General features: G+C 49.2%; 22 protein-coding genes and 2 pseudogenes. 8 read left to right on the top strand and 16 right to left on the bottom strand.

Going from position 1 to position 24,847, the window contains the following annotated elements; genetic code table 11:
- Positions 1-130 precede the first annotated feature (130 nt).
- From VY86_RS11790 to VY86_RS11755, 8 genes are all read right to left on the bottom strand, one after another.
- Entirely contained in the window at positions 131-868 is a 738-nt protein-coding gene (locus VY86_RS11790; RefSeq protein ID WP_046975072.1) for a class I SAM-dependent DNA methyltransferase, read from the bottom strand.
- Between the two features lie 306 nt (positions 869-1,174).
- Complete coding sequence (locus tag VY86_RS11785; protein WP_046975071.1) at positions 1,175-2,524, bottom strand: MSMEG_0569 family flavin-dependent oxidoreductase; 1,350 nt, start codon at positions 2,522-2,524, stop codon at positions 1,175-1,177.
- Between the two features lie 12 nt (positions 2,525-2,536).
- Positions 2,537-2,827, bottom strand: a complete 291-nt coding sequence (locus VY86_RS11780) for an MSMEG_0570 family nitrogen starvation response protein (RefSeq protein ID WP_046975070.1) — start codon at positions 2,825-2,827, stop codon at positions 2,537-2,539.
- On the bottom strand, positions 2,815-3,870 hold the full coding sequence (locus tag VY86_RS11775; protein WP_046975069.1) for a sll0787 family AIR synthase-like protein: 1,056 nt from the start codon (positions 3,868-3,870) through the stop codon (positions 2,815-2,817). Before VY86_RS11775 ends, VY86_RS11780 begins: the two co-directional genes overlap by 13 nt.
- The gene (locus VY86_RS11770) at positions 3,867-4,430 is read right to left on the bottom strand and encodes an MSMEG_0567/Sll0786 family nitrogen starvation N-acetyltransferase (RefSeq protein WP_046975068.1); all 564 of its coding nucleotides are present in this window, start codon (positions 4,428-4,430) and stop codon (positions 3,867-3,869) included. The genes VY86_RS11775 and VY86_RS11770 overlap by 4 nt, the downstream gene beginning before the upstream one ends.
- Before the next feature lie 12 nt (positions 4,431-4,442).
- Positions 4,443-5,522 carry an MSMEG_0568 family radical SAM protein gene (locus tag VY86_RS11765; RefSeq protein WP_046975067.1) on the bottom strand — a complete coding sequence of 360 codons (1,080 nt, stop codon included), beginning with the start codon at positions 5,520-5,522 and terminating at the stop codon, positions 4,443-4,445.
- A gap of 24 nt (positions 5,523-5,546) precedes the next feature.
- Positions 5,547-6,554: a Nit6803 family nitrilase gene (locus VY86_RS11760; RefSeq protein ID WP_046975066.1), complete on the bottom strand. Its 1,008-nt coding sequence runs from the start codon at positions 6,552-6,554 to the stop codon at positions 5,547-5,549.
- Between the two features lie 29 nt (positions 6,555-6,583).
- Positions 6,584-7,066 carry an MSMEG_0572/Sll0783 family nitrogen starvation response protein gene (locus tag VY86_RS11755; RefSeq protein ID WP_021326334.1) on the bottom strand — a complete coding sequence of 161 codons (483 nt, stop codon included), beginning with the start codon at positions 7,064-7,066 and terminating at the stop codon, positions 6,584-6,586.
- Positions 7,067-7,304: 238 nt separating this feature from the next.
- Here VY86_RS11755 and VY86_RS11750 point away from each other — a divergent pair, with 238 nt between their 5' ends.
- Entirely contained in the window at positions 7,305-9,230 is a 1,926-nt protein-coding gene (locus tag VY86_RS11750; RefSeq protein WP_202967580.1) for a sigma 54-interacting transcriptional regulator, read from the top strand.
- 60 nt (positions 9,231-9,290) lie between these two features.
- Here the strand turns inward: VY86_RS11750 and VY86_RS24750 are convergent.
- Positions 9,291-9,439 (bottom strand): annotated as a pseudogene (locus VY86_RS24750) (transposase); the annotation flags it as partial.
- On the opposite strand from VY86_RS24750, the pseudogene VY86_RS23415 reads away from it, so the two are divergent.
- Positions 9,440-9,595, top strand: a pseudogene (locus VY86_RS23415) (transposase); the annotation flags it as partial. It abuts the pseudogene before it with no gap.
- A gap of 57 nt (positions 9,596-9,652) precedes the next feature.
- On the opposite strand, the gene VY86_RS11745 reads toward VY86_RS23415, so the two are convergent.
- Positions 9,653-10,528 carry a glycerophosphodiester phosphodiesterase family protein gene (locus VY86_RS11745; RefSeq protein ID WP_046975064.1) on the bottom strand — a complete coding sequence of 292 codons (876 nt, stop codon included), beginning with the start codon at positions 10,526-10,528 and terminating at the stop codon, positions 9,653-9,655.
- Between the two features lie 102 nt (positions 10,529-10,630).
- Complete coding sequence (locus tag VY86_RS24140) at positions 10,631-10,918, bottom strand: sigma factor-like helix-turn-helix DNA-binding protein (RefSeq protein ID WP_228940341.1); 288 nt, start codon at positions 10,916-10,918, stop codon at positions 10,631-10,633.
- 317 nt (positions 10,919-11,235) lie between these two features.
- Between VY86_RS24140 and VY86_RS11735 the strand changes: the two genes are divergently transcribed.
- The 4 genes from VY86_RS11735 (at position 11,236) to VY86_RS11720 (ending at position 17,981) form a co-directional block, all read left to right on the top strand.
- Positions 11,236-12,405 carry an RNA-guided endonuclease InsQ/TnpB family protein gene (locus tag VY86_RS11735; protein ID WP_046975063.1) on the top strand — a complete coding sequence of 390 codons (1,170 nt, stop codon included), beginning with the start codon at positions 11,236-11,238 and terminating at the stop codon, positions 12,403-12,405.
- A 519-nt stretch (positions 12,406-12,924) separates the two neighbouring features.
- Positions 12,925-13,350: a DcrB-related protein gene (locus VY86_RS11730; RefSeq protein WP_046975062.1), complete on the top strand. Its 426-nt coding sequence runs from the start codon at positions 12,925-12,927 to the stop codon at positions 13,348-13,350.
- Positions 13,351-13,362: 12 nt separating this feature from the next.
- The gene (locus VY86_RS11725; RefSeq protein WP_238591458.1) at positions 13,363-17,565 is read left to right on the top strand and encodes an RHS repeat-associated core domain-containing protein; all 4,203 of its coding nucleotides are present in this window, start codon (positions 13,363-13,365) and stop codon (positions 17,563-17,565) included.
- A gap of 8 nt (positions 17,566-17,573) precedes the next feature.
- Entirely contained in the window at positions 17,574-17,981 is a 408-nt protein-coding gene (locus VY86_RS11720) for a hypothetical protein (protein ID WP_046973908.1), read from the top strand.
- A 95-nt stretch (positions 17,982-18,076) separates the two neighbouring features.
- Here the strand turns inward: VY86_RS11720 and VY86_RS11715 are convergent, their stop codons facing one another.
- A complete protein-coding gene (locus tag VY86_RS11715; RefSeq protein WP_046973909.1) occupies positions 18,077-18,397 on the bottom strand; it encodes a SymE family type I addiction module toxin in 321 nt (106 codons plus the stop codon).
- A gap of 73 nt (positions 18,398-18,470) precedes the next feature.
- Positions 18,471-18,875: a helix-turn-helix domain-containing protein gene (locus VY86_RS11710; protein WP_046973910.1), complete on the bottom strand. Its 405-nt coding sequence runs from the start codon at positions 18,873-18,875 to the stop codon at positions 18,471-18,473.
- Between the two features lie 121 nt (positions 18,876-18,996).
- Here VY86_RS11710 and VY86_RS11705 point away from each other — a divergent pair, with 121 nt between their 5' ends.
- Together VY86_RS11705 and xerC are read left to right on the top strand one after the other, a co-directional pair.
- On the top strand, positions 18,997-21,909 hold the full coding sequence (locus VY86_RS11705) for a CHC2 zinc finger domain-containing protein (RefSeq protein WP_046973911.1): 2,913 nt from the start codon (positions 18,997-18,999) through the stop codon (positions 21,907-21,909).
- Between the two features lie 746 nt (positions 21,910-22,655).
- Positions 22,656-23,657, top strand: a complete 1,002-nt coding sequence (gene xerC, locus VY86_RS11700) for a site-specific tyrosine recombinase XerC (RefSeq protein WP_046976652.1) — start codon at positions 22,656-22,658, stop codon at positions 23,655-23,657.
- On the opposite strand, the gene VY86_RS24745 is transcribed toward xerC, so the two are convergent.
- The 3 genes from VY86_RS24745 to VY86_RS11690 all read right to left on the bottom strand — a co-directional run bounded on the left by VY86_RS24745 (position 23,589) and on the right by VY86_RS11690 (position 24,844).
- A complete protein-coding gene (locus VY86_RS24745; protein WP_158019899.1) occupies positions 23,589-24,050 on the bottom strand; it encodes a hypothetical protein in 462 nt (153 codons plus the stop codon). The genes xerC and VY86_RS24745 overlap by 69 nt on opposite strands.
- Before the next feature lie 291 nt (positions 24,051-24,341).
- Positions 24,342-24,485, bottom strand: a complete 144-nt coding sequence (locus VY86_RS24740; RefSeq protein ID WP_158019888.1) for a hypothetical protein — start codon at positions 24,483-24,485, stop codon at positions 24,342-24,344.
- 47 nt (positions 24,486-24,532) lie between these two features.
- Positions 24,533-24,844, bottom strand: a complete 312-nt coding sequence (locus VY86_RS11690; RefSeq protein ID WP_046975061.1) for a phage terminase large subunit — start codon at positions 24,842-24,844, stop codon at positions 24,533-24,535.
- Positions 24,845-24,847: the final 3 nt, after the last annotated feature.

Here is a 24,847-nt window from a genome sequence, read left to right as displayed (position 1 = left end):
CCGATGGGGCCTCCATTTGGGGGCTTTATAGTGCGCTGGGAAAAGCGGCACGAAGGAAATTTAAAAAAATCCCTCGATTTTTATCGGGGGATTTGTGTAGGAAAGACTGCGGATCTCGGGGGTTATCTTGTTAAAACTGACAAACAAGCGCTGTATCAAGGCAATTTCGTTGATAATCATCCCAAAAACCTAGGGGATGATTATCAATATCGCTTTTTAACAGCATTGGTTTTTGCCATCTAAATTGTTTGAACCCCGCCTTTTGGATCGCTGTTTGATATTGTTCACGACTCCAATGATACATAGTGAAAGGGCTGGGTGGTGTGGTAAGAAATTCAGCTCTCATGAGGGTTGTGTCTTTCACGAGTTCTTCACTTAGAATTTTTATACAATAATTTTCATAATTCCCTTTTTCTAATCGATAATCAGGTTCAACGGTATACGCAATGAGTTTACCGGAAGGCTTGAGATGAGCGGCAATGACACGGAACATAGTTTCAAGGTCTTCAATAGATTCTGCATGGCAGAATAACCAGGCTGTATTGACTATGTCAAATTTGCCAAATGACTCCATCTTACAGACATCTCTTACGTGAAATTCGATATCGTCACCGTATTGTTGTGATTTGCTTTTCGCAATTGCTATCATGTTATCTGATATATCGACTCCAATGACTTTTGACGCACCACGATTTTTGTATTCTCGACTAAAAAGACCATATCCACAGGCTAAATCTAACACTGATTTCCCGTGTATATCTCCTGCCAGATCGAAGATAGTTCTGATTTCTACTTTGATATGGGCAGCAGCATCTGAAAAGCTCTCGTAAAGATGTGCAATAGGGTCATATAAAGTGTCATTTTTCATGTTTTTTATCCTTAGCTAAAGGCCAACGTATTTTATTTATCGAAGAGGTATATTATTTAGTATGAATTTAATAATTACTGAAAGTTTTTCTCTTATTATATACTAATACATTAGTGATACATTAGATATGATTTTTACATTGGTTAATTCTCGGATAAATATCAGTGAATAAATATAAAACACTTTTGATATGTTTTTTGGAAATTATTATTCTTATAATGATTATGTCATGTCATCAATTGTTGAAATGAACGATATTATCAACGTTAAATAATAGAGAGATGCTAATGACCTGTCGTTATGCCTTTATATGGACTCCCCTGAATGTGATATTCTTTTACCTTTAATTTCAGATTTAGCACCTTTAATCAAAGTAGGTAATATATCTATATTTTGCTGACTTATTTGTTGCTCAATATGCTGCACCACATAGGCGGCATCCTGATCAATCCCCATAAAACGCCCGGAACCCCATGTATATAACCATGGCAAACCAATAAACGTGACATTCGGATCGATGGTAATGCCACGGTCATGTTTTGGATAACCATTGATTTGAAAAATATCTAAATCAAGCCATGAATAATCTGGTCTGAAACCAATACACCAAATCACGGAAGTAATATTTTCTTTTGCTAAGTCAATATGGGTGATTTCCTGTTCAGGCTGCCAAACAGGTTGATACACCGAGGCAGGTTCATCGGTTGCAATATTGTTTTTCGCTAAATACTCATCAATCGAGGCGTTAATACGATTATAAGTGGCATCGGCACTGTCCAGGTTTTCTGATAAATTGGGTTTAAACCAGAATTGGCCCTCTTTAAAGTCATCAAAATATCCGAACAGTTGCATACCTTCTAAGGCAAATTTGCGCAGGTCAATATCACGGCCACCATCACGGCCGGTGACATAGTGGTTGGTGCTGTTACGTACTTCTTCACTATAACGATGATTGTTGACAGTAGTTTCGTAATAACCCATATCAAACAACCACTTCACCACATCTTTACCGCGATAGAATCGGGCGCAACGTGGTGCATTGCCTGTCGATAAATAGACTTTTTTGCCTGCCAGATGTAAATCTTCGGCAATCTGTGCGCCAGACTGCCCTGACCCAACCACCAACACCGCTCCTTCGGGCAGTTGATCTGCATTTAAATACTCTTGCGAATGCATTACTTTCACCTGCTTAGGCAAGGCATCGCTGAGTTTTGGATAAATCGGGGTGTGGTATCCACCTGCTGCAACGACAAGCTGTTTGGCTGTGGTTGTACCGTGATTGGTTTTAATGACAAACTCATGTGCCGCCACTTTTTTCACATGTTCTACCTGAATATTTAAAATGGCAGGAGGATTAGTTTTTTCAATAAACTCATCAAGATATGCCTCAATCTCAGGCTTTGTCATAAAGCCGTCAGGGTCTTTTCCCTGATAAGGATGTTCAGGCAATAGACACTGCCAGTTCGGTGTCACCAGGGTAAAATTATCCCAACGTTTACGGCGCCAGCTATGGGTCAACTCGGATTCTTTTTCTAATATCACATGGTCAATGCCTGTTTTTTGCAAATAATGGCTGATACATAAACCCGCCTGACCACCACCAATAATCACCACATCATAATGTGGCTGTAACATTTGATTTTGGATATTTAACATGGGACACCTCTCTCATTGATTAGTCATTTCAATAACTTCAATTTGATCTGCCGGACTTAGCCTGAAGAATTTGGCTTGGCGTTTGATCATTGCCAGAGTGTCCATGGCCGAACTACAGGCAAAGCCATGACGTACCTGTACCCTTTCCGATGCGGCATTCAGGCCATTTTCAACCTGATGCAAGAACTGCGTACTTGGGTAACGCTGACCAATGGACAGATATTCATAAATCACCGTTGAGGGTGAGTAATATTGCATCAGCTCCCCATCAGGCCATTTCACAGTAAAATTCACACTGGGCATAACATAGACTCCTGCTGACTTTTAGCTTCAATCTGTACGGATTGAGCCTGTAACTTTGTTAAAACATCGGCATAACAAAAACCGGTAAACATTTGGCTGTTGAAATCCCAAAATATGTCGTATTGCTGTTGTTGCTGCACGGCAACCGCACCACTGACATTGGTTTCACCAATCACCGAGCAGGCAATGCCCTGACGGTGAAACAGCCCGATAATTTTTTCACATTCATTTGCATCGGCAGTCAGTAAAAAACCAAAACTGGGGAAAATTTGCAGCCATTTAAACCAGTCCACATTATCAGGTTTAGGAATGGCATCTAAGTTGATATGCGCCCCCGATGCTGTAGCTTCGAGCAGCATCAACAAACTGCCTAAAATGCCGGCATTGCTAATATCACGGGCGGCATGAACCAGATTTGCCTCTGCTAATTGCGGCAACAAGGCAATTTGTGACTGTAAAATGCGGTCAGGCACCCGCTCAAAGCATTTCCAATAAGTGGTATTGGCGTGGAATTGCCCTCGCAGATTTAACGCAATCAGAATTTTTTGTTGTGGTTTGACATGCAACACCGAGAGCAGTTTTCGCGCTATGCCTTGAATCGCAACGGATAAAGTGGGCTGATAAACGACGCCAAGATTAGTATGTCCACCGATCAATGGCACATCATAAGCACGACAAGCATCCTGCATACCTTGCATTAACAACCGGGCATGTTCGCTACTGGTATGCCAAAAACTATTCACCACGGACAATGCCCGGCCACCCATTGCGGCAATATCACTGATATTCGCCATCACCGCTGACCATCCGGCAAAATAAGGATGATTGGTCACAAAACTGGGTAGCATTCCTTCACAGGCGTGCAATACATATTGACCATTTAGCGGCAGTGCCGCCGTATCATCTCCGGGACAGGCATATAAGCTATCCAATGAATCCACATGGCAAGGTGTATTGACTGAAACCGTCTGAGCAATCGTCTGCTTGGACTGCATAGCGGGTGTATGTTTTAACATTTCAAGTAGTTGATTGAGTGCCATCATCGCGTCTCCTTCTGCATATAGGCTTGCATCGGGATATGCTGTAACGGATAGTTTTCAATCTGTGCCTGCATCAGCACATGTGGAATGTTGTCAACGGTCAGCTGACACAAACTATCCCAACATAACCTTTGGAAATAGCGTTCATTTTGACTTTGCACGGTGGCTAAAAAGGTACGGCATCCTAGGTTTTTGGCGGTCGATACCGCGGTATTGATTAATGCTTTACCAATGATATGGTGACGTCGATATAAAGGTTCTACGCATAAACGCCCGCCATACCACGTCTGTTCGCCATCAGGGAAAATTCGCACTGCACCAATTACACGGTCATGCTCACCAAACATTTTTCCAATGGCAACAATGCCTAATGCTTCAACATCGTGCTTGTCACGATCTTCTTGCAAGATTTTCTGTTCATCGCGAAAGGTTACTTCACGCAAACGATAATATTGGTGACGCTCCCAATCTTCCGACACAATTTTGATGGTAATGTCATCGCTAATAAATGGTTTCAGCTCTTTATTTGGCTCAAGCAGCCAAGGATCGTGAGAACGTTCCATATCACATTCTCCTTATTCATACGCTTTCAGCGAAGAGCAAGCGCCACATTTGGCACAGCCTGCTTGAGTATTTTCCGAGTTCAGACCCTGCTGTTTAAGTTGCTGTCCAATTTTCGGATAAAGCGACTGCATAAAAGCGTGATCAGGTTTAGGATGATGCTCTAATGGCGTACCTTGAATCGGCACAAACGGCACGACAAATGGATACACCCCCATTTCAGTCAGTTTGGCGGTCATCTCCACGATTTCCTGTTCGGTGTCGCCTAAACCTGCCAAAATGTAGGTACTGACTTGCCCCCGACCGAACACCGCAACGGCTGCCTCAAATGCCGCAAAATATTTTTCCAACGATACTTCGGCTTTACCCGGCATAATTTTCTGCCGTACACGCTCGGTCACCGCCTCAAGGTGCATCCCAATCGACACAGCTCCTGCATCTTTTAAACGTTGAAACCAGGCAAAATCATCGGGTGGTTCGCACTGTACCTGTATCGGCAAATCGACTTGCGCCTTAATCGCTTTAACTGAGTCGTATAAAATTTTTGCCCCACGATCTCCCGTATTTGGCGTACCTGTGGTGATCACCATTTGCTTGACGCCATCCAGTTCAACGGCGGCTTTCGCGACCTCCGCCAATTGATCCGGGCGCTTACGGATCAAGGTTCGACCCTCTTTTAACGACTGATCAATCGAGCAAAATTGGCATGCAGTTGCCTTGTCCTTCATTCGAATACAATGCTGTAACACCGTTGTCGCCAACACATCATGGCTATGTAAGGTCGCAATTTGTTCATAGGCAATGCCTTCGGCGGTTTTTAAATCATAAAAACGGGGTCGTGCAGGTGCGGTTAAGGTCGCCACAGGGATCCGGTTTTTAAAGACAATCACCTTGTCGGAGTGCGGTTCAGGCCTTGCGGTATAGGGAGAGTCTTGTGCTGCAAGGTTCAGCACAGGAATCATCATGGTCTGTCCGTCAAGGCTCAGTGCTTTATGATCGCTTGGCCCTGCGCCACCTTTACGGGACAAGCCAAACTTGCCTTCCCATTTCAGACCATTACATTGCAAATCGGTTAATAGTTGTATTGCTGACATCTTTAACCCCCCTATCGATTGGGTTTACATCAATACGGTTTCGGCATGTTCTTCATTAAGTTTTGAGAACTTTTCGAGATAACTTTGATCTGATGGTTCAACTTTCAGTTCGTGTAATATATGTGTTGGACGACGATCAATCAATAAACTGAGCAATTCAGGGCGACTGTAATGTCCAATTGAATCCATCATGCGTTTGCGTTTATCAATCAGATTGAAATCCAGATCGGCAATGCAATAACCTTCACCTTGCGTGATCGGTTTAGCCAGGAACTTGCCTTCGGGAGAAACGATGGCGGTAAAACATCCGCCTGAAATTGGACCGATATCACAGCCGGTATCCTGCATAATTTGCTGTTGCTGTTCGGGATGCAGCCATGCGGTGGCATTGACCACAAAACAGCCAGACTCTAAAGCATGGTGTTGAATGGTTGCGTTGATTTGATCGGCAAACACTTGTCCTACCAACGAACCAGGAAACATGGAAGCATGAATTTGCTCACCATCTGCCATTAAAGAAAAACGGGCCAACGGGTTGTAATGTTCCCAACATGCCAGCGAACCAATACGTCCCACCGCAGAATTAATGGCACGTAAACCACTGCCATCACCTTGCCCCCACACCATTCGTTCATGGTAAGTTGGGGTAATTTTGCGTCGATGCTGAATGATTGAACCATCGGTATCAAATAACAGTTGGGCGTTATAAATCGTACTGCCCGCACGTTCATTAATGCCAATCGACACTACCATGCTGGCCTCAAGACAGGCTTGCCCAATCGCTAAGGTTGCTTCGGAAGGTACAACCACTGATTCATTCAACAGCTTTAAATGTTCTTTACCCGTGGCGAATGGCGGTTGTACGAAGGAAAAATAAGGGTAATAAGGCACGACGGTTTCAGGAAAAACAGCAAATTGCACTCCTTGTTTTCCAAGCTCTAAAATAATGTCACAGATTTTTTTTACCGTTGCGGCTTGACTATAAAGCACTGGACTACATTGCACTGCGGCAGCTTTAACGATTCTGTTCATAACCTTATCCCCTTATAGTTTATGTTTACTCAGACAGTCCAAGTATCAATGATTAAGGCATTGTCACGACGCATCAGCAGTTTTAAGTCCATCACATCTAATGGATTAATAGGACGAATCCCTGGAATAAGCGCTTTTTCGGTTTGACCATACATCGCTTGCAACGCAAAACGGCAGGCATAGACTTCGCCACCTTCTGCCATAAAGGCTTTCAACTGATTATTGACGGCCAGATGACCCGGAAAAGCTTCTGCCCCTAAAGTTGGAAAACCGCGTTGTACACCCAACTGCACGCCTGGGCCATAAAGCAAGATTTTGGTTTCAAAGCCTTTACGCAATAAACGCTTTGCCTGTAACACATTGAGCAGTCCAATTGATCCCTCAAATGCAACGGTATGGAAAGTCACCAATGCTTTTTCACCCGGCTGGGCTTTGACGTCCTCAAACACTTTTTCTTCATAATCAACGAGAAAATCGCCATCTTTATATTGTTCGATATCAATGTTTGGCATAGCCGCCTCCTAGTTCAATGTTATTTGGGAATGAACCAACATGTAGTCTAGTCTGACTGTATTAATGCGAGAGCTGTGCCAAGTTATACTTTTTAGCGGAGGTTAATTTCTATCAAATTGAAAAATAACATTTAATTTTTATAAAAATATTTTTGTGGAGATAAATTGAACTGCTGGGAAGTTACGATTTTTCGTAGTATTATGAAATTCCATAACTTAAATTATGAAAATTCATAGTATGAATACAACTGACTTTATCTCTGACTGGGTCGTTTCTGAAGATTCGATTCGCCCGTTGGTGTTTGAACACACGTCACAGGCATTAATTGTGCTGGACCCATATCAGAACCGATTTATTGATGTGAATATCAGCGCCACTAAACTATTACGCTATGAACGTCATGAAATTATTCAAAAAACAGTAACTTCCATTTTTGGTCATTTTAGACAACTGCCATACCTTATGGCATTTACCGAAGGCGCTTTAGCAAAAGGTTGGGCTTGGAATAATGAGCTGTATACCTTTGATAAAAATGGTGAAAAAATTCAGTTGGATATTACTTCCATTTCATTGCCCCATAAAAATAAAACCTTGCTGATATGGTCGTTAATGGATGTCAAAGATTTAGCACTGCGCCAACTCAATAAAAATGCCGATAACGTCATCAGCACAGGTTTAAAAGAACAGCAAGCCTTGCAAGAACTGTTTATTGACTCTGACACAGGCAAGCATTTATTGCTGAGTTCAGTCGGTGATGGTATTTACAGTATCAACAAACAAGGCTTATGTACCTTTATTAACCCTGTCGGGGCTAAAATGTTGGGGCTGCAACCTGAAGATACACTGGGTAACAATATCCATCAGATTCATCACCATACCCATGAAAATGGTGAACCTTATCCTGAAGAAGAGTGCCCGATTTATGCGGCGGTACATGATGGTATTGTACATGAAGGTATTCAGGAAATTTTTTGGCGCCGTGATGGCAGTTGCTTTCCAGTGGAATTTACCAGCACCCCAGTGATTCGCCACGGTGAAATTATTGGCGCGGTAGTGGTGTTCCGTGATATTACCGATCGGCTGAATACCGAAAAACAACTGACCTATGCCCTTGAAGAGCTGCAAGATTTAAAAAGCCGCCTGGAACAGCAAAATGAATATCTGCAAGAAGAAATTTTACAAGAAAATCAATATCATGAAATTATTGGCAGTAGTGCATCCATTTTACAGATTATTGAAAAAATCGAGGTGGTCGCCTCAACTGATGCCAACGTGATGATTTATGGTGAATCAGGTACAGGCAAAGAACTGGTTGCCCGTGCTATTCACCAATCCAGTCACCGTAAACAGCAACCACTTATTCGGGTTAACTGTGCCGCTATTCCTTCGGAACTGTTTGAAAGTGAATTTTTCGGACATGTCAAAGGTGCATTTACTGGGGCTGTGCGTGACCGTGTCGGACGTTTTGAATTGGCAGACCAGGGCACACTGTTTTTAGATGAAATTGGCGAAATTCCTATCGAGCTACAAAGTAAACTGCTGCGTGTGTTGCAAGAAGGAACCTTTGAGCGAGTCGGTGAAGAAAAAACGCGGCATGTGGATGTGCGGATTATTGCCGCCACCAACCGCAATTTAAAAGAAGAAGTCAAACATAAACGCTTTCGTGAAGACCTGTATTTCCGTTTAAATGTATTCCCGATTTATGCCCCTGCTTTACGTGACCGTAAAGAAGATATTCCACTGTTGATTACACATTTTACTAAGTTGATTTGTGACAAGCGTAAAATTAATTATCTACCATTTTCACAAAAGCATATTTTGGGATTACAGCAATATGACTGGCCTGGCAATATCCGTGAGCTACAAAATGTCATTGAACGCGCACTCATTACCGCAAAACAGGGCGCTGTCTCCTTTAAATATTTGTTGGAACAAGATCAACAGCAAAATGAAACTACGTGTCAGAATATTTACAATGAACTTCAACAAATCGAAGGCGTGCTGACCATGCAACAGCTGAAAGAGTTGGAAATTAAAAATCTCACTCTTGCGGTTAAACAATGCAAAGGGAAAATTTTTGGTGATGACGGCGCAGCAAAATTGTTGGGAATGAACCCAACGACATTGATCTCACGTTTAAAGAAATTGGCGATTGATTATTAAAAATCTCATTTTGAACCTGGAAAACACAACAATGACACCTTCTGAAACTGGCGTACCACTGATCGCTTGGTTTTCGTCAATCAGTGTACGGGAAAGCTTATGCTGAAAATCGGCTCTGGCGTTGGCAACGTGTTCATGGCGCTTGGTACCTGTTACCGCGCTTTCGCCCGGTTAGCACTTCCTTTTTTCTTTCGGGATAAGGCTTTTTTATCAGCAGCCGCCATGTCAGAATTTTAAATACGCATTTATCTCGTCAGTCAAAAATCAGTGCACTATGGTCACGTTCTTATTTTGCATGTAGTGCAGGCGGCGCAACGATTGAAACGTTGAAAACCTATGTCAGATCGCAGGAAACCCCTAGTTAGCTCCCCTTATGTCGTCGCCCGATTGGGCGACGGTTTACGGGGCAATTGCTAAAAATCTTATTTTGTTTTAAAGGTACTGAATAGCTTGGGTGAATCTACCAGCACACCATCGGCACCAAGCTCTTTAGCCTGTTTGAAATCTTCTTTGGTTTTGATGCCAAATAAAATGATGTTTGCGCCACCTTTAGCACGGAAACACTTCATTGCTTCCTTATCCCATAACAATACTGATTTAGAGCGCGCTTCGCCAAGAGTATATTTTTCAACAACTTCTACATTACGGCGCATTTCCAAACCATACCAGCGAGCAGCGTCTGTGTTTTCAGGAATATCGCATTGGTGAGCCATTGTAATATTCGCCAGCATGGTGCGGGTTTTATCACGGCTTTCGAAGCGCTGAATCATTTTTGGCAACGCGTTAAGGTATTTTTCATCAGTGGAATAGAAACGGGTACGTGCCAGAGCTTTCTGCTCGGTCAATACTTTTTCCAGCGCTTTGGCTTGCTGTGCTGGATCAGCATCTGGTGATTTCAGATCAATATAGAAGAAAGTCTCTGGGTATTTTTTTAAGACTTGTTCCAGTGTTGGGATGCCTAACCCTTTATTGCGGAATGGATGATTATTATCAGAGCCAAATTTGTAACCGGCATCAAATTTGGTCAACTGATTTGCGTTATAGGCAGAAACAGGCCCACTTTCATTGGTTAAGCTATTCAGATCTGATGGACGATAGAGCACAGGAATACCATCTTTTGAAAGCTGAACAGTTATCCAGATGGCATCCGCTTTGTTCTCTAAGGACTTGGAAATTGCATATTCTGTATTTTCAGGTGCATCACCTGTGCCAGCACGGTGAGCGATGATTTGTGGTGTTGTTGCAAAAGCGCTGGCAGAGCAGCAAAGTAGGATTGCAGCGGTAATTCCGTGTCGCATAATTTTCTCCATAATATCCAATTATAGGTAAATTAAAATAATTCACTTTATATATGATTTCATTATGAAATCAATTGCGAATGTAGCACGGCTTGGCGGATTTTAAATGAAAAATTGAAATTCTTTACATTTGTTATGGGCTTGTTGCAAATACTGTTTTACTGAACTGGAAGAAACCTGAAGCTGATCAGCTATTTCGCTGTAACGCAGACCTTGTAATTGTACCAGCAGAAAAGCTTGTTTTACCCGGTTGCGTAGTTTATCAAGAGTGATATCCAGTTTTTCAAGCTGTTCAAATGTAACCAATCTACTTTCTATAGAAGGCGTGGTCGTTTCTGGTATGGAGTTTATATATTGCAGATAGTTTTCTCCGGCGGTAGTCGTTAGCAACCAGACAGCGAGCTACAGTTGCCAGAAAAGGCCGTGGTTGACGGATATCTGACAGATTTGAGCCGGACAGAACATTATCCGAATATATGTTTGCGACTACGTTGTCAGAAAAAATAAAAAACCATACTTGCATAGGTCGGTGTCCATTAGTTACTACTTAGCAAAAACCGCCGTAAACCCTTGCCCAGTGCGGGCGGGGATATCAGGCGAAAAGCCCAAAGGGCTTTAAGGCGGGCTACTGCGACGTCTCCTGACTGAATTGATATCTGCCGGTAAAACAGGCTAAAATGAATGCACTTTATCAATGAGCGCTGAATATGTTAAGAGCGACCAAAGTCCGCCTCTACCCCACACCCGAACAGGCCGAGTATCTTAATGGCCAGTTCGGTGCGGTCCGTTTTGCGTACAACAAGGCGCTGCACATTAAAAAGCAGGCTTACAAACGTCACGGCGTGAGTTTAAATCCGCGCAAAGACCTCAAACCGCTCCTGGCGGTCGCGAAGAAATCCCGCAAGTACGCCTGGCTCAAGGCATATGATGCTATCGCGTTACAGCAGGCGGTGCTCAATCTGCATACTGCGTTTGATAATTTCTTCAATCCGAAGTTGCGCGCCCAATTTCCCACGTTCAAACGCAAACAGGGCAAGCAATCGAGCTATCACTGTGTTGGGGTGAAAGTGCTGGAGGGTGCGGTGAAGCTCCCGAAATTGTCACCGATAGAAGCGTGCATACACAGAAAAATTGAAGGGGAGGTGAAGAGTATTACGCTCTCTCGCACCGCCACGGGAAAATATTTCGCCGCTATCCTGTGTGACGATGGTCGGGATGCGCGGGAAAAGCCGGGCGTTATCACCCGCGTGACCGGTTGCGATATGGGTTTGTCCCACTATCTTATTGAGTCGAATGGGGAGAAGGTCAATAACCCGCGTCACCTTATCAACGCCACCCGTAACCTGCGTCGAAAGCAGAAATCGCTGTCCCGCAAACAAAAGGGCAGTGCTAACCGTAGCAAGGCCCGATTACGTCTGGCGGCAGTCCATGAGCGGGTAGCCAATGCCCGCACCGATTTTCAACACAAACTCTCTCGGACAATGGTTGACGAAAACCAAGCGCTCATTGTTGAGACACTAAAATCGGCCAACATGATGAAGAATCACCGCATTGCCCGCGCTATCGGGGATGCGGGCTGGCATGGTTTCATCAAGAAACTGGAATACAAAGCCGCAGCAGCGGGCGTCCATCTGGTCAAACTGGATCAGTGGTTCGCCAGTTCGAAAACCTGTCATTGCTGCGGTTACAAAATGCCGGAAATGCCGCTGCATAAGCGGCTCTGGCAATGCCCTTTCTGCCGAGTCGAACATGATCGCGATATCAATGCGGCGCTCAACATCCAGCGCAAGGGCATAACAGCATTACAGGCGGCGGGACTCGTCGTTTCTGCCCACGGAGGCCAGTGTAAATCCGTCATAAAGACGGTTGCGGCCTGAGAAGTGGGAAGCCTCGCCGTTTTTTACGGCGGGGAGCAGTCACATTTGATTGCCTACATATTTCAACCCAAAAAAACGAGTCTGAATCTGTGCGTCTCTAAACCGACCATTCTTAAATAGAGCTGATTTTGTTTAATATCATAAAAAATATAGAGTTAAATTTATTTGGTGATTAATGCAAGGTCTATAAACCGAGCAAGATAAATTTATTTAATAAAATTTTAGTTATTTAGCTAATTAAGATTGGTTTTTAGTGAGATTATTGGTGTTTTTTTGTGATGCAAATCACATTTTATTAAATTGATTGGGTATTAATTCTCCTAACAATCAAGACATAGCAGATTTTTTGTTATATTCTTTTGCCTGAATATTAAGCGGATAACATTATTGATTATGTATCTTTATTGATGACTGAGAAGGTGATACCTCTCGCCTCTGTTCAATAAGGATTATCAATTCTGACAAGCATGCTTAATGTATTAATAACATCACTTAATGATCAAATAAGACTAAAGAAAGATGGACAATTGCCCCCGTTGTCGGTTCACTGAAGGCAGCATTCTGTTACCGGAAGGCTATCAGGAACAGACCGTAAACATCATTATCGCTCCCGATGCACCCGCGCTGAATATCTCGCGTGATCAGTTAGTCGAAGGCGAAGATCTCTCCAGTTACCTCACCCGTCAGAAAGGTCTGCTGAAAAACGGTCTGCGCGACTGGCAATTATTGGAAGAACAGCCCGCAACGCTGGGCGATAACCTGCTGCAAGGCACGGCGTTGCTCTCCCGTTATCGGCCCAAAAAGGGGCAACAAGTTTATCAATATCAGGCGGTATTCCTGCTGGACGAGAAAAAAACGCTGATTTTCACCCTGTCATCCCAACAGGCGTTCACCGATGCTCAACGGCAGTGGCTGGATGACTGCCTGAACAGTTTCCACTTCTAGGGAGGGGGCGCGATGCCAGAAGCCGCACGGCTCGGAGACACGATAGGCCATTCCAGCGCCATGGCGGGATTGGTTGCAGGCACCGTCATCGGTTCATTAATTTCAGCCGCCGGGGGCATGCTCACGGGGGCCCTCTTTGTCGCCGGATTGGCCACATCCTGTATCGGGGTGGGCGTTTTGCTGATAGGCGCCGCCATTGTGGTGGGCATGGCGGCAGGATATTTAGGCGACATGGCGCGTGACGCCTGCGTCTCTCAGGGAGCCTCATCGCGAAGTCCCAGCGGGGAAATCACCCGGGGCTCCCCCAATGTCTTTATCAACGGCAAACCCGCCGCCATCGCGACGCGGAGTCAGGTGGAGTGCAGTAAAGAGGATGGCCTTCGCCAGATGGCGGAAGGCTCTGCTTCCGTTTTCATCAATGGCTATCCGGCGGTGCGGGTGGGAGACAAAACGGTCTGTGATGCGGCAGTAATGACTGGTTCGTCTAATGTCTTCATCGGCGGCGGGACGGCGCAGACGGCAAACATTGCGCCGGAAATCCCCAAATGGGCGTATACCGTTTCCGATTTAACGATGTTTGCGTCCGGGTTAATCAGTTTTGGTGGTGCAGCAGCTAAAGGCCCCGGAGCGTTGCAGAAGCTGTTCAGCAAGGTACCGGGCGCGGATAAAATCCGCAAAATCACCTGTCGGCTGGGGGCGCTTGCCGTGGCTATTCCTGTCGCGGGGATTCTTATGAACCCGGTGGAAGTCATTGCCGGTCAGAAATTCCTGAACGATGAGGATGAGCTGGACTTCGTTTTTGACGCTGAACTGCCGCTCTACTGGCAGCGTAGCTACCTGAGCCGTTATCAGTATGACAGTGTACTGGGTCAGGGCTGGAACCTGTTCTGGGAAAGCCATCTCACGCGCGTGGAAGGCGGATTACTTTGGCGTTCTCCTGCCGGGGATATCGTGCCATTTCCTGATGTGCCGGCAGGACATAGCTGTTTCTGCCCTGATGCCCAAAGCAACCTGGTACACACGCCGGAAAACACCTGGGAAATCCGTGACGCAGGCGAATTGGTTTATCACTATGCTGTGTTCGATGACGAGGGCATCAGCTGCCTGAGCCACATCCGCGATAATGTCGGCAACGAACAGCGCTTCCATTACAACGAACAGCATCAGCTGGTCACTATCACGGGCAGTGGCGGGCTTAACCTGCACTGCGATTACGTGATGATGGAAAACGATAACCAAACTGTCTCCCGTCTTACCGCCGTCTGGCGCGAACTGCACGACGGCCATCGTATTCAACTTTGCCGCTACCATTATAATGAAAACACCCAACTGACGGGGGTCAGCCATCGTAACGACGCTCTCCAGCGACAATTCGGCTGGACAGAGCACGGCGTGATGGCATGGCATCAGGACGTGCGCGGCCTGCGCTGTGATTATAAGTGGGAGCAGACTGAAGAAGAGCTGTGGCGTGTGGTTGCTCAGCAAACCAGTGAAGGGGCGGGCTATCGGCTGGAATACGATAATGAGAACGCCACCCGCACGGCACACTGGCACGACGGCACCCGCACGGTTTGGCGCCTCAACGACGCGCACCACATCATTCACTGCCTCGACCGCAACGGCACCGAGCACCATATTCTGTGGGATGAATTTGGCCTGCCGAACGGCTACACCGATGCGGACGGCCACACCCGCCTGAGTGAATGGGACAAACACGGCCGCCAGCTAAGTTTCACTGATGCTAACGGCAACCAGACCGGCTGGCAGTACCAGAATGATACCGACCGGCTCACCTTTATCTTCTGGCCGGATGGCACCGAAACGGCATTGGCTTACGATGAATTTGGGCGGCTGGTGAGTGAAACCTCGCCACTGAAGCAAACCACCCGTTATCACTACGGCTTTAATAATACGGTACGTCCCTACAAAGTCACGGATGCCAAAGGCGGGGAAAGCCGTTTTATGTGGAATGGTCAGGGGCAGTTGATTCGCCACACCGACTGTTCCGACCAAAGCAGCACATGGCGCTACGACGATGAGAACCGACTGAGCCGCTTTACCAACGCGCTAATGGAAACGGTCAGTTATGACTATAACGATAACGGCCAGTTAATCCTCATCACCTATCCTGATGACTCCACGGAACACATGGCATGGGACAGCGCGGGTCAGCTTATCCATCACCAGCGCAATGAGAATGCGCCCCGCTTCTGGGAATACAATGCATCAGGTCAGGTGGTCTGTGCGACAGACCGTCTGCAACGTCAAATTCGCTATCAGTACAGCCCTGAAGGGCATCTGGTGAAAATTGAGAATGCCAACGATGGCCGCTATTTGCTGAATCGTGATGCCGAAGGGCGCTTAATCGAAGAAATCCGTCCCGACGACACCTTAATCCGGTACGAATACAACGCGGCGGGCTTGTTGAGCACCGAACGGCGCATGGGTGACCGCGTGTTCCAGTACCCGGAACGTCGGGTACACCAGCATTATGATGCGGCCGGTCAGTTGATTCAGCGGGAAACCTACACGGACACTTATCAGTACCGGTGGGACAACATGGGCAGGCTACTGGAGGCCAGTCGTGAACCGAACGACAACGGTAAACAACTGGGAATAGAGCCCAACACCGTGCGTTTTGGCTATGACGCGCAGGGGCGGGTCATTCGGGAGCAGACCGGCGACGACTGCCTCCAGTTCAGCTATGACGAACTGGATAACCTGACCGCTCTCACATTGCCGCAGGGCGGCACTTTAAGCTGGCTTTACTACGGTTCCGGCCATCTGAGTGCGATCCGGCATGAACAGAAACTCATTACTGAATTTGAGCGCGACCGGCTGCATCGAGAAACACGGCGCACGCAGGGCGGGCTGTTTCAGCTGCGCGATTATGATCCCCTGGGGCGCTGTACCCGCCAGTACAGCCTGCCGTTGACACAGGCCGATGCCGAGCCACTGCCCTATCTCAGCGAGGGTAAGCCGTGGCGGGCGTGGCTCTACGATCCCCAGGACGAATTGCAGGTGATGGAAGATCATTACCGGGGCACGATCGAATATCTTTATGACTCCGAAAGCCGCCTGAAAAAAGTGACGCATTGGGGCAGCGCTTATAATGATATGTTATGGTATGACCGGGCGGATAACCTGCTGGAGCAACCGCAGGCGATACTCAAGCGTGAGGCGGAAGAGCGGGGATTTTCTAAGGCGATGGAGCCGCAGGGCGACCGCCTGAACCACTGGCGAGAATGGCGCTATGAACATGACCCACACGGCAACATAACCCGCCGGGAGGGCAGAATGCGCGAAACCCAGGATTACCGCTATGATGGCGACAACCGCCTGACCGTGGCGGTAATCGGCAACACCACGGCGCGTTATCATTATGATGCCCTTGGGCGGCGTATCCGCAAGGTGGTGAAGATCGGGATTGATGGACTGGCGCGTTATGAACAAACCGATTTTGTCTGGCATGGTCTGCGACTGTTGCAGGAGCGTGATGGGAAAAGCGGCGAAACGCAGACCTACTGTTACGAATCCCATGACAGCTACACCCCGCTGGCCAGCATCGTCACGAGAGGAACCATACACGACTACTTCTGGTATCACACCGATATCAACGGAGCGCCGCTGGAAGTGACGGACGAGGACGGCAAAATTGCGTGGGCGGGGAAATATAACGTTTTTGGTGAACTGGATGGCCCGCCGCTGGCTTACTTCACTGATCCAGCCCTGTCATCGAAGGGCTTTGGCTTCCGACAAAACCTGCGCTATGCAGGACAATACTTTGACAAAGAGACGGGGCTGCATTTTAATACTTATCGATTTTATGCCCCTGAAATAGGTCGGTTCATAACGCCCGATCCTATAGGGTTAGCGGGCGGAATAAACCTGTATCAGTATGCCCCTAATCCGATGAGTTGGATTGATCCTTGGGGATTGAATGGCTGGCAAATAGACGGGGAGAGAACATCAGCTGTTTTACAAGGTGGCCCGTTTAAAGAAAAATATTATAAAGATAGTAAGACAGGGCTATGGTGGTCGAAAGATACAACAGGCCATGGTGGATCTGCTTATAAAGTATATAGAGAAACTTCAACTTCTTTAGAATGGATTGCTGATGCTGATAAAGATGGCCAATTTATGCCTGAAAAACATAAAGGAAATACAGGCAAAACCATACCTAAGAAAGGTTGTAAAAGTGTATCTGTTAGATGAGATTGCTTATGATTCATACAATTGAGGAATTCGTAAGATTAAGGAACAGTAATATTCCCGCTGAATATATGAGAGCCGGAGTAGATGAGGCACCTCTCTTAATTTGGAAAGAACTCATTGAAAAAAAACCAGACATGAGGGTTTGGGTTGCAAGAAATAAAACTATACCGAAAGAAATTATAGTTGCCCTTTCTAAAGATGATAATCCAATTGTCAGGGATGCTATTGCAGCTAAATATCCGTTGGATATGGATATTTACTTATCTCTATCAAAAGATCCTGATGAGGGAATTAGAGCAAGGCTAACGTATAACAAGGGATTACCTATTTCTATCTTAAAAGAAATGTCAGAGAGCGACCCAAGTGATTTTGTCAAATCTCAAGCTATAGATAGATATCAACAACGTATTACATAGTTTATATAACATACTGTAATATAGTTCTATTAAAAAGCCGGAAAGATCCCATGATCTTCCGGCTTTCTTTTTTTAGAGCCGCTCAGTCCCTGCCCTTAGTTGCTGTTGTAATCCCCAATCAGCTCCCGCATCCGCAGCTTAATGTCACTGAGCTGGTCTTGCTGGCGCTGGTACTGTTGCCGGATGGTGCGGGTGTCGTCACTGTCAGGGATCAGCACCAGACAGCCCTCCATAATCTTCACGGTCAGGGTGCAACCCTTATCGAATCCGGCCGCCTTGAGCCACTGACCTTTAAGGTGTATCGCAGGTGGGGCGGTGGCCTTGTTATTTTGCGGCACGTATCCCACGGTATAAAAACGCTCTGTTTTTGTTGCTTTATTTACGGCACGGTTTTGCCTAGAATGCGCCTTAGCCATAGTAACTACCTCTTTTAGTTGCTTGTGGTGAGCGGCGTTGGTGTGGTCTCAACACATCAGCGCCGCGCTATTTTTATCCCTCCGGTTCATCAACGGGCAGCAATGCAGACTCCATACGTTGCTTGGCAATCATGGCATCAATGATCTTGATAACTGTTTCCTGATCTTCCTGTGCCAGTTGTTCCAGAACCTGAAAACGCCTAAATAATCGAGAGTTAGCCAACGGTGAATCTTCAACAGGATTGCCTGTCAGCAGATAATCCACCGTGACCCCTAACACATCAGCCAGCTTAACCATCATCTCAGCGGGAGGTATGTTAAGTCCGCTCTCGTACTTGTTCAGTTGTTGAAAACGGATCTCAACTTTCCCAGCCAGTTCTTTCTGAGGCCATCCCTTCTGCTTACGTAGCGCCTTGAGACGTACCCCAAATTCTTTGCGGAGTTCAGCATTTTGCATAATCAAAAACTCTGTTTGCATAGTGACTCCGTTAGTGTAAGGGCTTGTCTGAATTAGGGGTTGCAAGTAACTCCTAAAAGGATTATAAATAAATCCAATTAAGAGTCAATTTAAATCTTGACAGGATTTAGGAGTCAACAACATGGCACGGATACCCGACGCAGAATTACAGCACCTGAAAGCCGCTGTCTCCTTAGTGGCCGTGGTGGAGCAACAGGGGCGACAGCTCTTTAAACGCGGCAAAGATTACGTGCTGCTGTGCCCGTTCCATCAGGAGAAAACCCCGTCAATGGTTATCTCACCGGCAAAAAATCTCTATCACTGTTTTGGCTGTGACGCCGGCGGCTCCGTGCTGGACTGGGTAATGAAAACCAGGGGCTTAAGTCTGCGCCGGGCCGTGGAACAGTTGCGCGGGATACTGGGAGATAACCCCTCTGTGGCCCCGCTGGTGCAACCGGATGAACCGGCCATGCTGGCCGATAATGACGCCGGACGGCAGGCGCTGCTCAGTCGGGTCGTCGGGTTCTACCATCATACGCTGCTGAATGCCCCCGAAGCCCTGGCTTATCTGGAAAAACGCCGGCTCAACCACCCGGAATTAGTCGCCCGGTTTAAACTGGGCTTTGCCAACCGCACGTTAGCCTATCGCCTGCCCATCAAGGCCGTGCAGGCCGGCGCACAGATCCGCGCCCGTCTTCGGGCCGTGGGGATTATGCGCGACAGTGGACACGAACACTTTACCGGTTCGCTGGTGATACCGGTTATCGACCCGAACGGTCAGATCCGCGAGATCTACGGGCGCAAAATCACCGACCGCTTACGCAGCGGAACGCCACTGCATCTGTACCTTCCCGGCGCACATGGCGGGATATGGAATGAGCCGGCGCTGATCAGTTCAGGGGCGGTCATCCTCTGCGAATCGTTGATCGACGCCCTGTCATTCTGGGTGGCCGGTCACCGCCATGTCACCGCCGCGTATGGGGTGAACGGCTTCACCGATGAGATGCGGCAGGCGTTCCGGCGGCATGGCGTTAAACAGGTCTTGATCGCCTACGACAACGATCCGGCAGGCAATGAGGCGGCGGTAAAACTGGCCGCCGAACTGACTGCCGACGGCCTCACCGTGTTCCGGGTGGGGTTCCCCGAAGGCATGGACGCCAACGGCTATCTGTGTCAGGTCGCCGAGCCGGAACGGGCCTTCGGGTTGCTGCTCGACAGTGCCGTGCCGATGCAGGCGGCGGCGGAAATACAGACAACCACCGCCACAGAGCGGGCCGCACTGGCTGAACATCAGCCGGTTCCGGTGCCGGAAACGGTCAGCACCTTAGCCGCCGGGATAGCTGCGTTGCCGTCAATGCCCAATGTGGTCTGGGAAACCGGCGCTAACGGCGAGATATCCCTCACGCTGGGCACACAACAGTGGGGTATCCGGGGCCTGTCACAGGTGAAAGCCGGGGCGGCAGTGATGAAAGTCAATGTTCAGGTGGTTGATACCGACAGCGGCGTGATGTTCGCCGACAGCGTGGACATGATGAGCGCCCGCAGCCGGAGCGGGTATGCGCGACTGGCCGCTACCGAACTGGGACTGGCCGAAGGTGACCTGCGCCGGGCACTGGGGCAGGTGTTGCTGGTACTGGAACAGTGTCAACAGGCCGGTGTCAGTGAACAAACTGAAACCCCGCCGGTTCCCGAACTGAGCGAGGACCAGCGGGCAGCGGCGCTGGCACTGCTGCAAGACCCCCAACTGAGTGAGCGCGTCACCGTTGACTTAGCCGCCTGTGGCGTGGTGGGCGAATCCACTAACCTGCTGGCCGGTTACTTAGCCGCCGTCAGTCGCAAGCTGGACCGTCCGCTGGCCGTGCTGATACAAAGCAGTTCGGCGGCAGGGAAAAGCAGCTTAATGGATGCGGTACTCAATCTGATACCGGAAGAAGAACGGCTGCAATACAGCGCCATGACCGGCCAGAGTCTGTTCTATCTGGGGGAAACCAATCTCCAGCATAAAATCTTAGCCATTGCCGAAGAGGAAGGCGTCAGGCAGGCCGCCTATGCGCTCAAACTGTTGCAAAGCGACGGCGAACTGACCATTGCCAGTACCGGTAAAGACGATGCCAGCGGGAATCTGGTCACCAAACAGTACACGGTGAAAGGGCCGGTGATGCTGATGCTCACCACCACCGCGATAGATGTCGATGAAGAGCTGTTAAACCGCTGTCTGGTGCTGACGGTAAACGAATCGCGGGAGCAGACCGAAGCTATCCACGCCTTGCAGCGCCATAAACAAACGCTGGAAGGTCTACTGGCCGAGAATGAAAAGGCATATATCACCGAACTGCATCAAAACGCCCAGCGGCTGTTGCGCCCGCTGAATGTGGTTAACCCTTATGCCTCACAGTTAACGTTCATGAGCGATAAAACCCGCACCCGACGCGACCACATGAAATATCTCACCCTGATACAAAGTATCGCCCTGCTGCATCAGCACCAGCGCGAGGTGAAGACCGCGGAACACCGGGGCAAACGGCTTGAATATATCGAGGTGACCAAAGACGATATTCGCTTAGCAAACCGGCTGGCCCACGAGATATTAGGCCGCACGCTGGATGAGATGCCGCCCCAGACAAGGAAACTGTTGCTGCTGATACAGCAAATGGTGAAAGAGACGGCGGCAGCGCAACAACGCCCGGTGAAAGATATCCGCTTTACCCGCCGGGATATCCGCAGTTATACCCACTGGAGTGACAGCCAGCTTAAACTCCACTGTCAGCGCCTGAGTGACATGGAATACCTGCTGACACACGGCGGCAGTCGCGGCCATCTGTTGCAATATGAACTGCTCTGGAATGGCGATAAAGCGGAGGAAGCCCACCTGTGCGGTCTGATTGAACCGGAAAATCAGGCTGCCAATAGTGTATATGACTCATGCAAGTCTGGCCCGGATGAAAGCAAGTCGGGGTCAAGTCTGCCCCAAGTCAGGGCCAAGTCTGGCTCGCCAAAACCGGCTGCAAGCCACAGTGACAAAGGGCTGAACGGTTCGCAAGTCGGGCGAGCCTGAAAAGGACTGTTCCGGCCCCCTAAAAATCAGGCCGTCGTACCGTACTGTCCCTTCATCAACGAACCCGAAAGCCGGATAAAGGAAAGCGTGAATATGACGGGTGCAAGTCTGGCTCAAATGAAGGCAAGTCAGGGTCAAGTCTGCCCCAAGTCGGGGTCAAGTCTGGTTCGCCAAAACCGGCTGCAAGCCGCAGTAGCAAAGGGCTGAATGACTCGCAAGTCTGGGCAGACAGAAAAGGACTGTTCCGGCCACTTAAGAATCAAGCCATCGTACCGTAGTGATGTATCACACACTGATAACACTAACCGCTGTTCTCTACAGGAAATCCCATCATGTCATCACCCGTTAAACGTCAATCTGAACCTGCCCGGCTGACCCTGCGCCAGCATCTGGAGGCGTATCTGGATAACCTGCTGTTGCAGGGGGCGAGTCAAAAGAGCCAGTCCGCCCGTCATGAACGGCTGTCGCCGTTCGTCAGCTGGTGCGAGGAACAGGGCGTAATATCCGCCGCTCAGGTCACCGGGCCGTTACTGGCAAACTGGCAGCAGTATCTGACCCAATACCGCAAGGCCAACGGCCAGCCCTACCCGCCGGACAGTCAGCGCCGACGCCTGCGGGCCTTACGCCTGTGGTTCGACTGGTTGCAGCAACAGCACGCTATCCCGACCAGCCCGGCGGCAACCCTCGCCTCACCAGACAGAAAAAAACGTCCCTCGGTGACGGAGACCCACGGTCAACCCGACGCCATCCCAGCCCGCTTCGCCACTTTACGCCAGCATCTGGCCGCCTGGCTGGAAGCCGTACGAGGACAGGGCTTAAGCGAACGGACACAAGAGTCCTATGAAGAGCGGCTGTTGCCGTTCGTCAACTGGTGCGAAGCGCGTGGCGTGATGACGGCACCGCAGGTCAGCCTGCCGTTACTGGAAAGTTACCAGCGCTGGCTGAGAAGCGCCCGTAAAGCGAACGGCCAGCCCTACAGCCCGGGCAGTCAGCGGGACCGCCTGAGTGTCTTACGTCAGTGGTTCCGCTGGCTGTTGCAACGTCACCATATCCTGTATAACCCGACGGATAACATGGTATTGCCAAGAGAAGAAAAACGGCTGCCAGCACAGGTGATGAATGAAGACGAAACCCACACGGTCTTAGCCGCAACGGATATCAACACCCCAACCGGGCTGAGAAATCGCGCTATCCTTGAAGTACTGTGGAGTACCGGTATCCGGCGGATGGAAGTAGCCAACCTGCTGTTAAGCGAGGTGGACTTCGGGCGCGGGGTGGTGCTGGTCAGACAGGGTAAAGGCCGTAAAGATAGGGTGGTGCCCATCGGCGAACAGGCGCTGCACTGGTTAAGCCGCTGGCTCAGCGTCCGGCCCGAGTTAACGCGGCGGGGTGACAGTGGACACCTGTTTATCACCAGGAAAGGCCGGGGACTGGCAAAGGGCACGTTAACCTGGATAGCCGCCGACAGCATCCGTAAACAGGCGCAACTGACTAAACCGGGGGCCTGTCATCTGTTCCGCCACTCAATGGCAACCCAGATGCTGGAGAACGGCGCGGACACCCGGCACATCCAGGCGATACTGGGGCATGAGAAACTGGAGACGACGCAAATCTATACGCGGGTGGCCATCGGTCACTTAAAGCAAGTGCATGAGCAGACCCACCCGGCAGAACGGCAGTCAAAGCAGGCAACGCCAGACGATAAGCAGGCGGAGAGTGACAAGCCGGACAGCCCGAAGCCGGTCTGAACGCGCTGTGTTGCCGGACAATCTTAATGTTAGCCGGTTCCCTGTGAGCGCGTGGGGTGCAGTGAAAGGCAGACTGCGCGCGTCCCTGCGCACAGACTGCCTGCCCACCTTCTGAGTGCCCGGCAGTAAATGCCGGCCGCCCGGCGCTGAACATCGGCGTTCTCGGTGACAATCGTTGCCGGTCAGCCGCCATTCAACATAATGTGGCATTAAGCGAAATGGGCCTACACGGCCCACAACGCTTAACGGCACATTATGTCGGCACCGCCCACCCATGGGCGCTGCGCGGTTACCTTGGCCCCGGTGCGCGGCTGGCCGCCGGGTTGAGCTTCTCAGAGCAGTGTGGCGCACCGGGTTCGCCCGCTCACCCGCTGCTGTCAGCCCCAGAGCCAAAACCGGCCGCCGCAGTCGCCGCCGTCCGTGGCGGCTCCGGGGCGAAAATCCGCCTTAAACCGTTGTCGGTCAGTCCGTCAAGGTCAACCGCCCTGAAGGCAGGCCAGCAAGCTGGCGCAATTTATGGCCCCCGCCCAACCCTGCTGCACTGGCTGCGTCCGGCTCGCAGTCGCAGGCTCCTCGCTCGTTCCCGTACTCGCCATCTCCGCCCCGTCCGCCCCCGCGAGCGGGGGCTCCCCGCTGAAAAGCTTCACCTGCGGGCTTCGCCAGCCCGCACCCGGCCAACCCGCGTCAGCGGCGCAGACAAGCTGCACCGCCGCCACGGGTTCCCAATAAAACCCGGTTCCGGCAGGCAAAGCGGGGCGAAACCCGGCGCTGACGTCGGGGAAAAAATGCGCTAACATCGGGAAAGTGCCCGTCGGGGCCAGTTGGCATGTTCTTTAACAGGGTGGGAAAAAACGGTGGAGAAAAAGGCTGCTAAATCAGGGGGAAAGGTCCGCTAAACTGTATGATGGCGTCGGGATAGTCCCTAAGACCTTATAGACGTGGGACAGTCCAAGATCAATGATTTGTGCCTCAAGCAGGGCAAGAACAGAATCATTGATTGAGTTCTGGAATTCACGGGCACAAAGAATCGTCATTGGTTCTATAGCACCCAACAATACCAGCGCACGAGCAATCTCTACCGATTTACCGCCACCACGCCCGCCATATGTCCAACGCCAGCGAACAGAACCCAATGCTCGGTCATATAAAACCTCTGTCGCCCAGTCACTACTAAAGGCGTACAGCACACC

The organism is Photorhabdus thracensis (assembly GCF_001010285.1).
In the GTDB taxonomy this organism is placed as follows: Bacteria; Pseudomonadota; Gammaproteobacteria; order Enterobacterales; family Enterobacteriaceae; genus Photorhabdus; species Photorhabdus temperata.
Note: the sequence above shows the minus strand (reverse complement) of the source record. Positions and strands in the feature narration are given on the sequence as shown.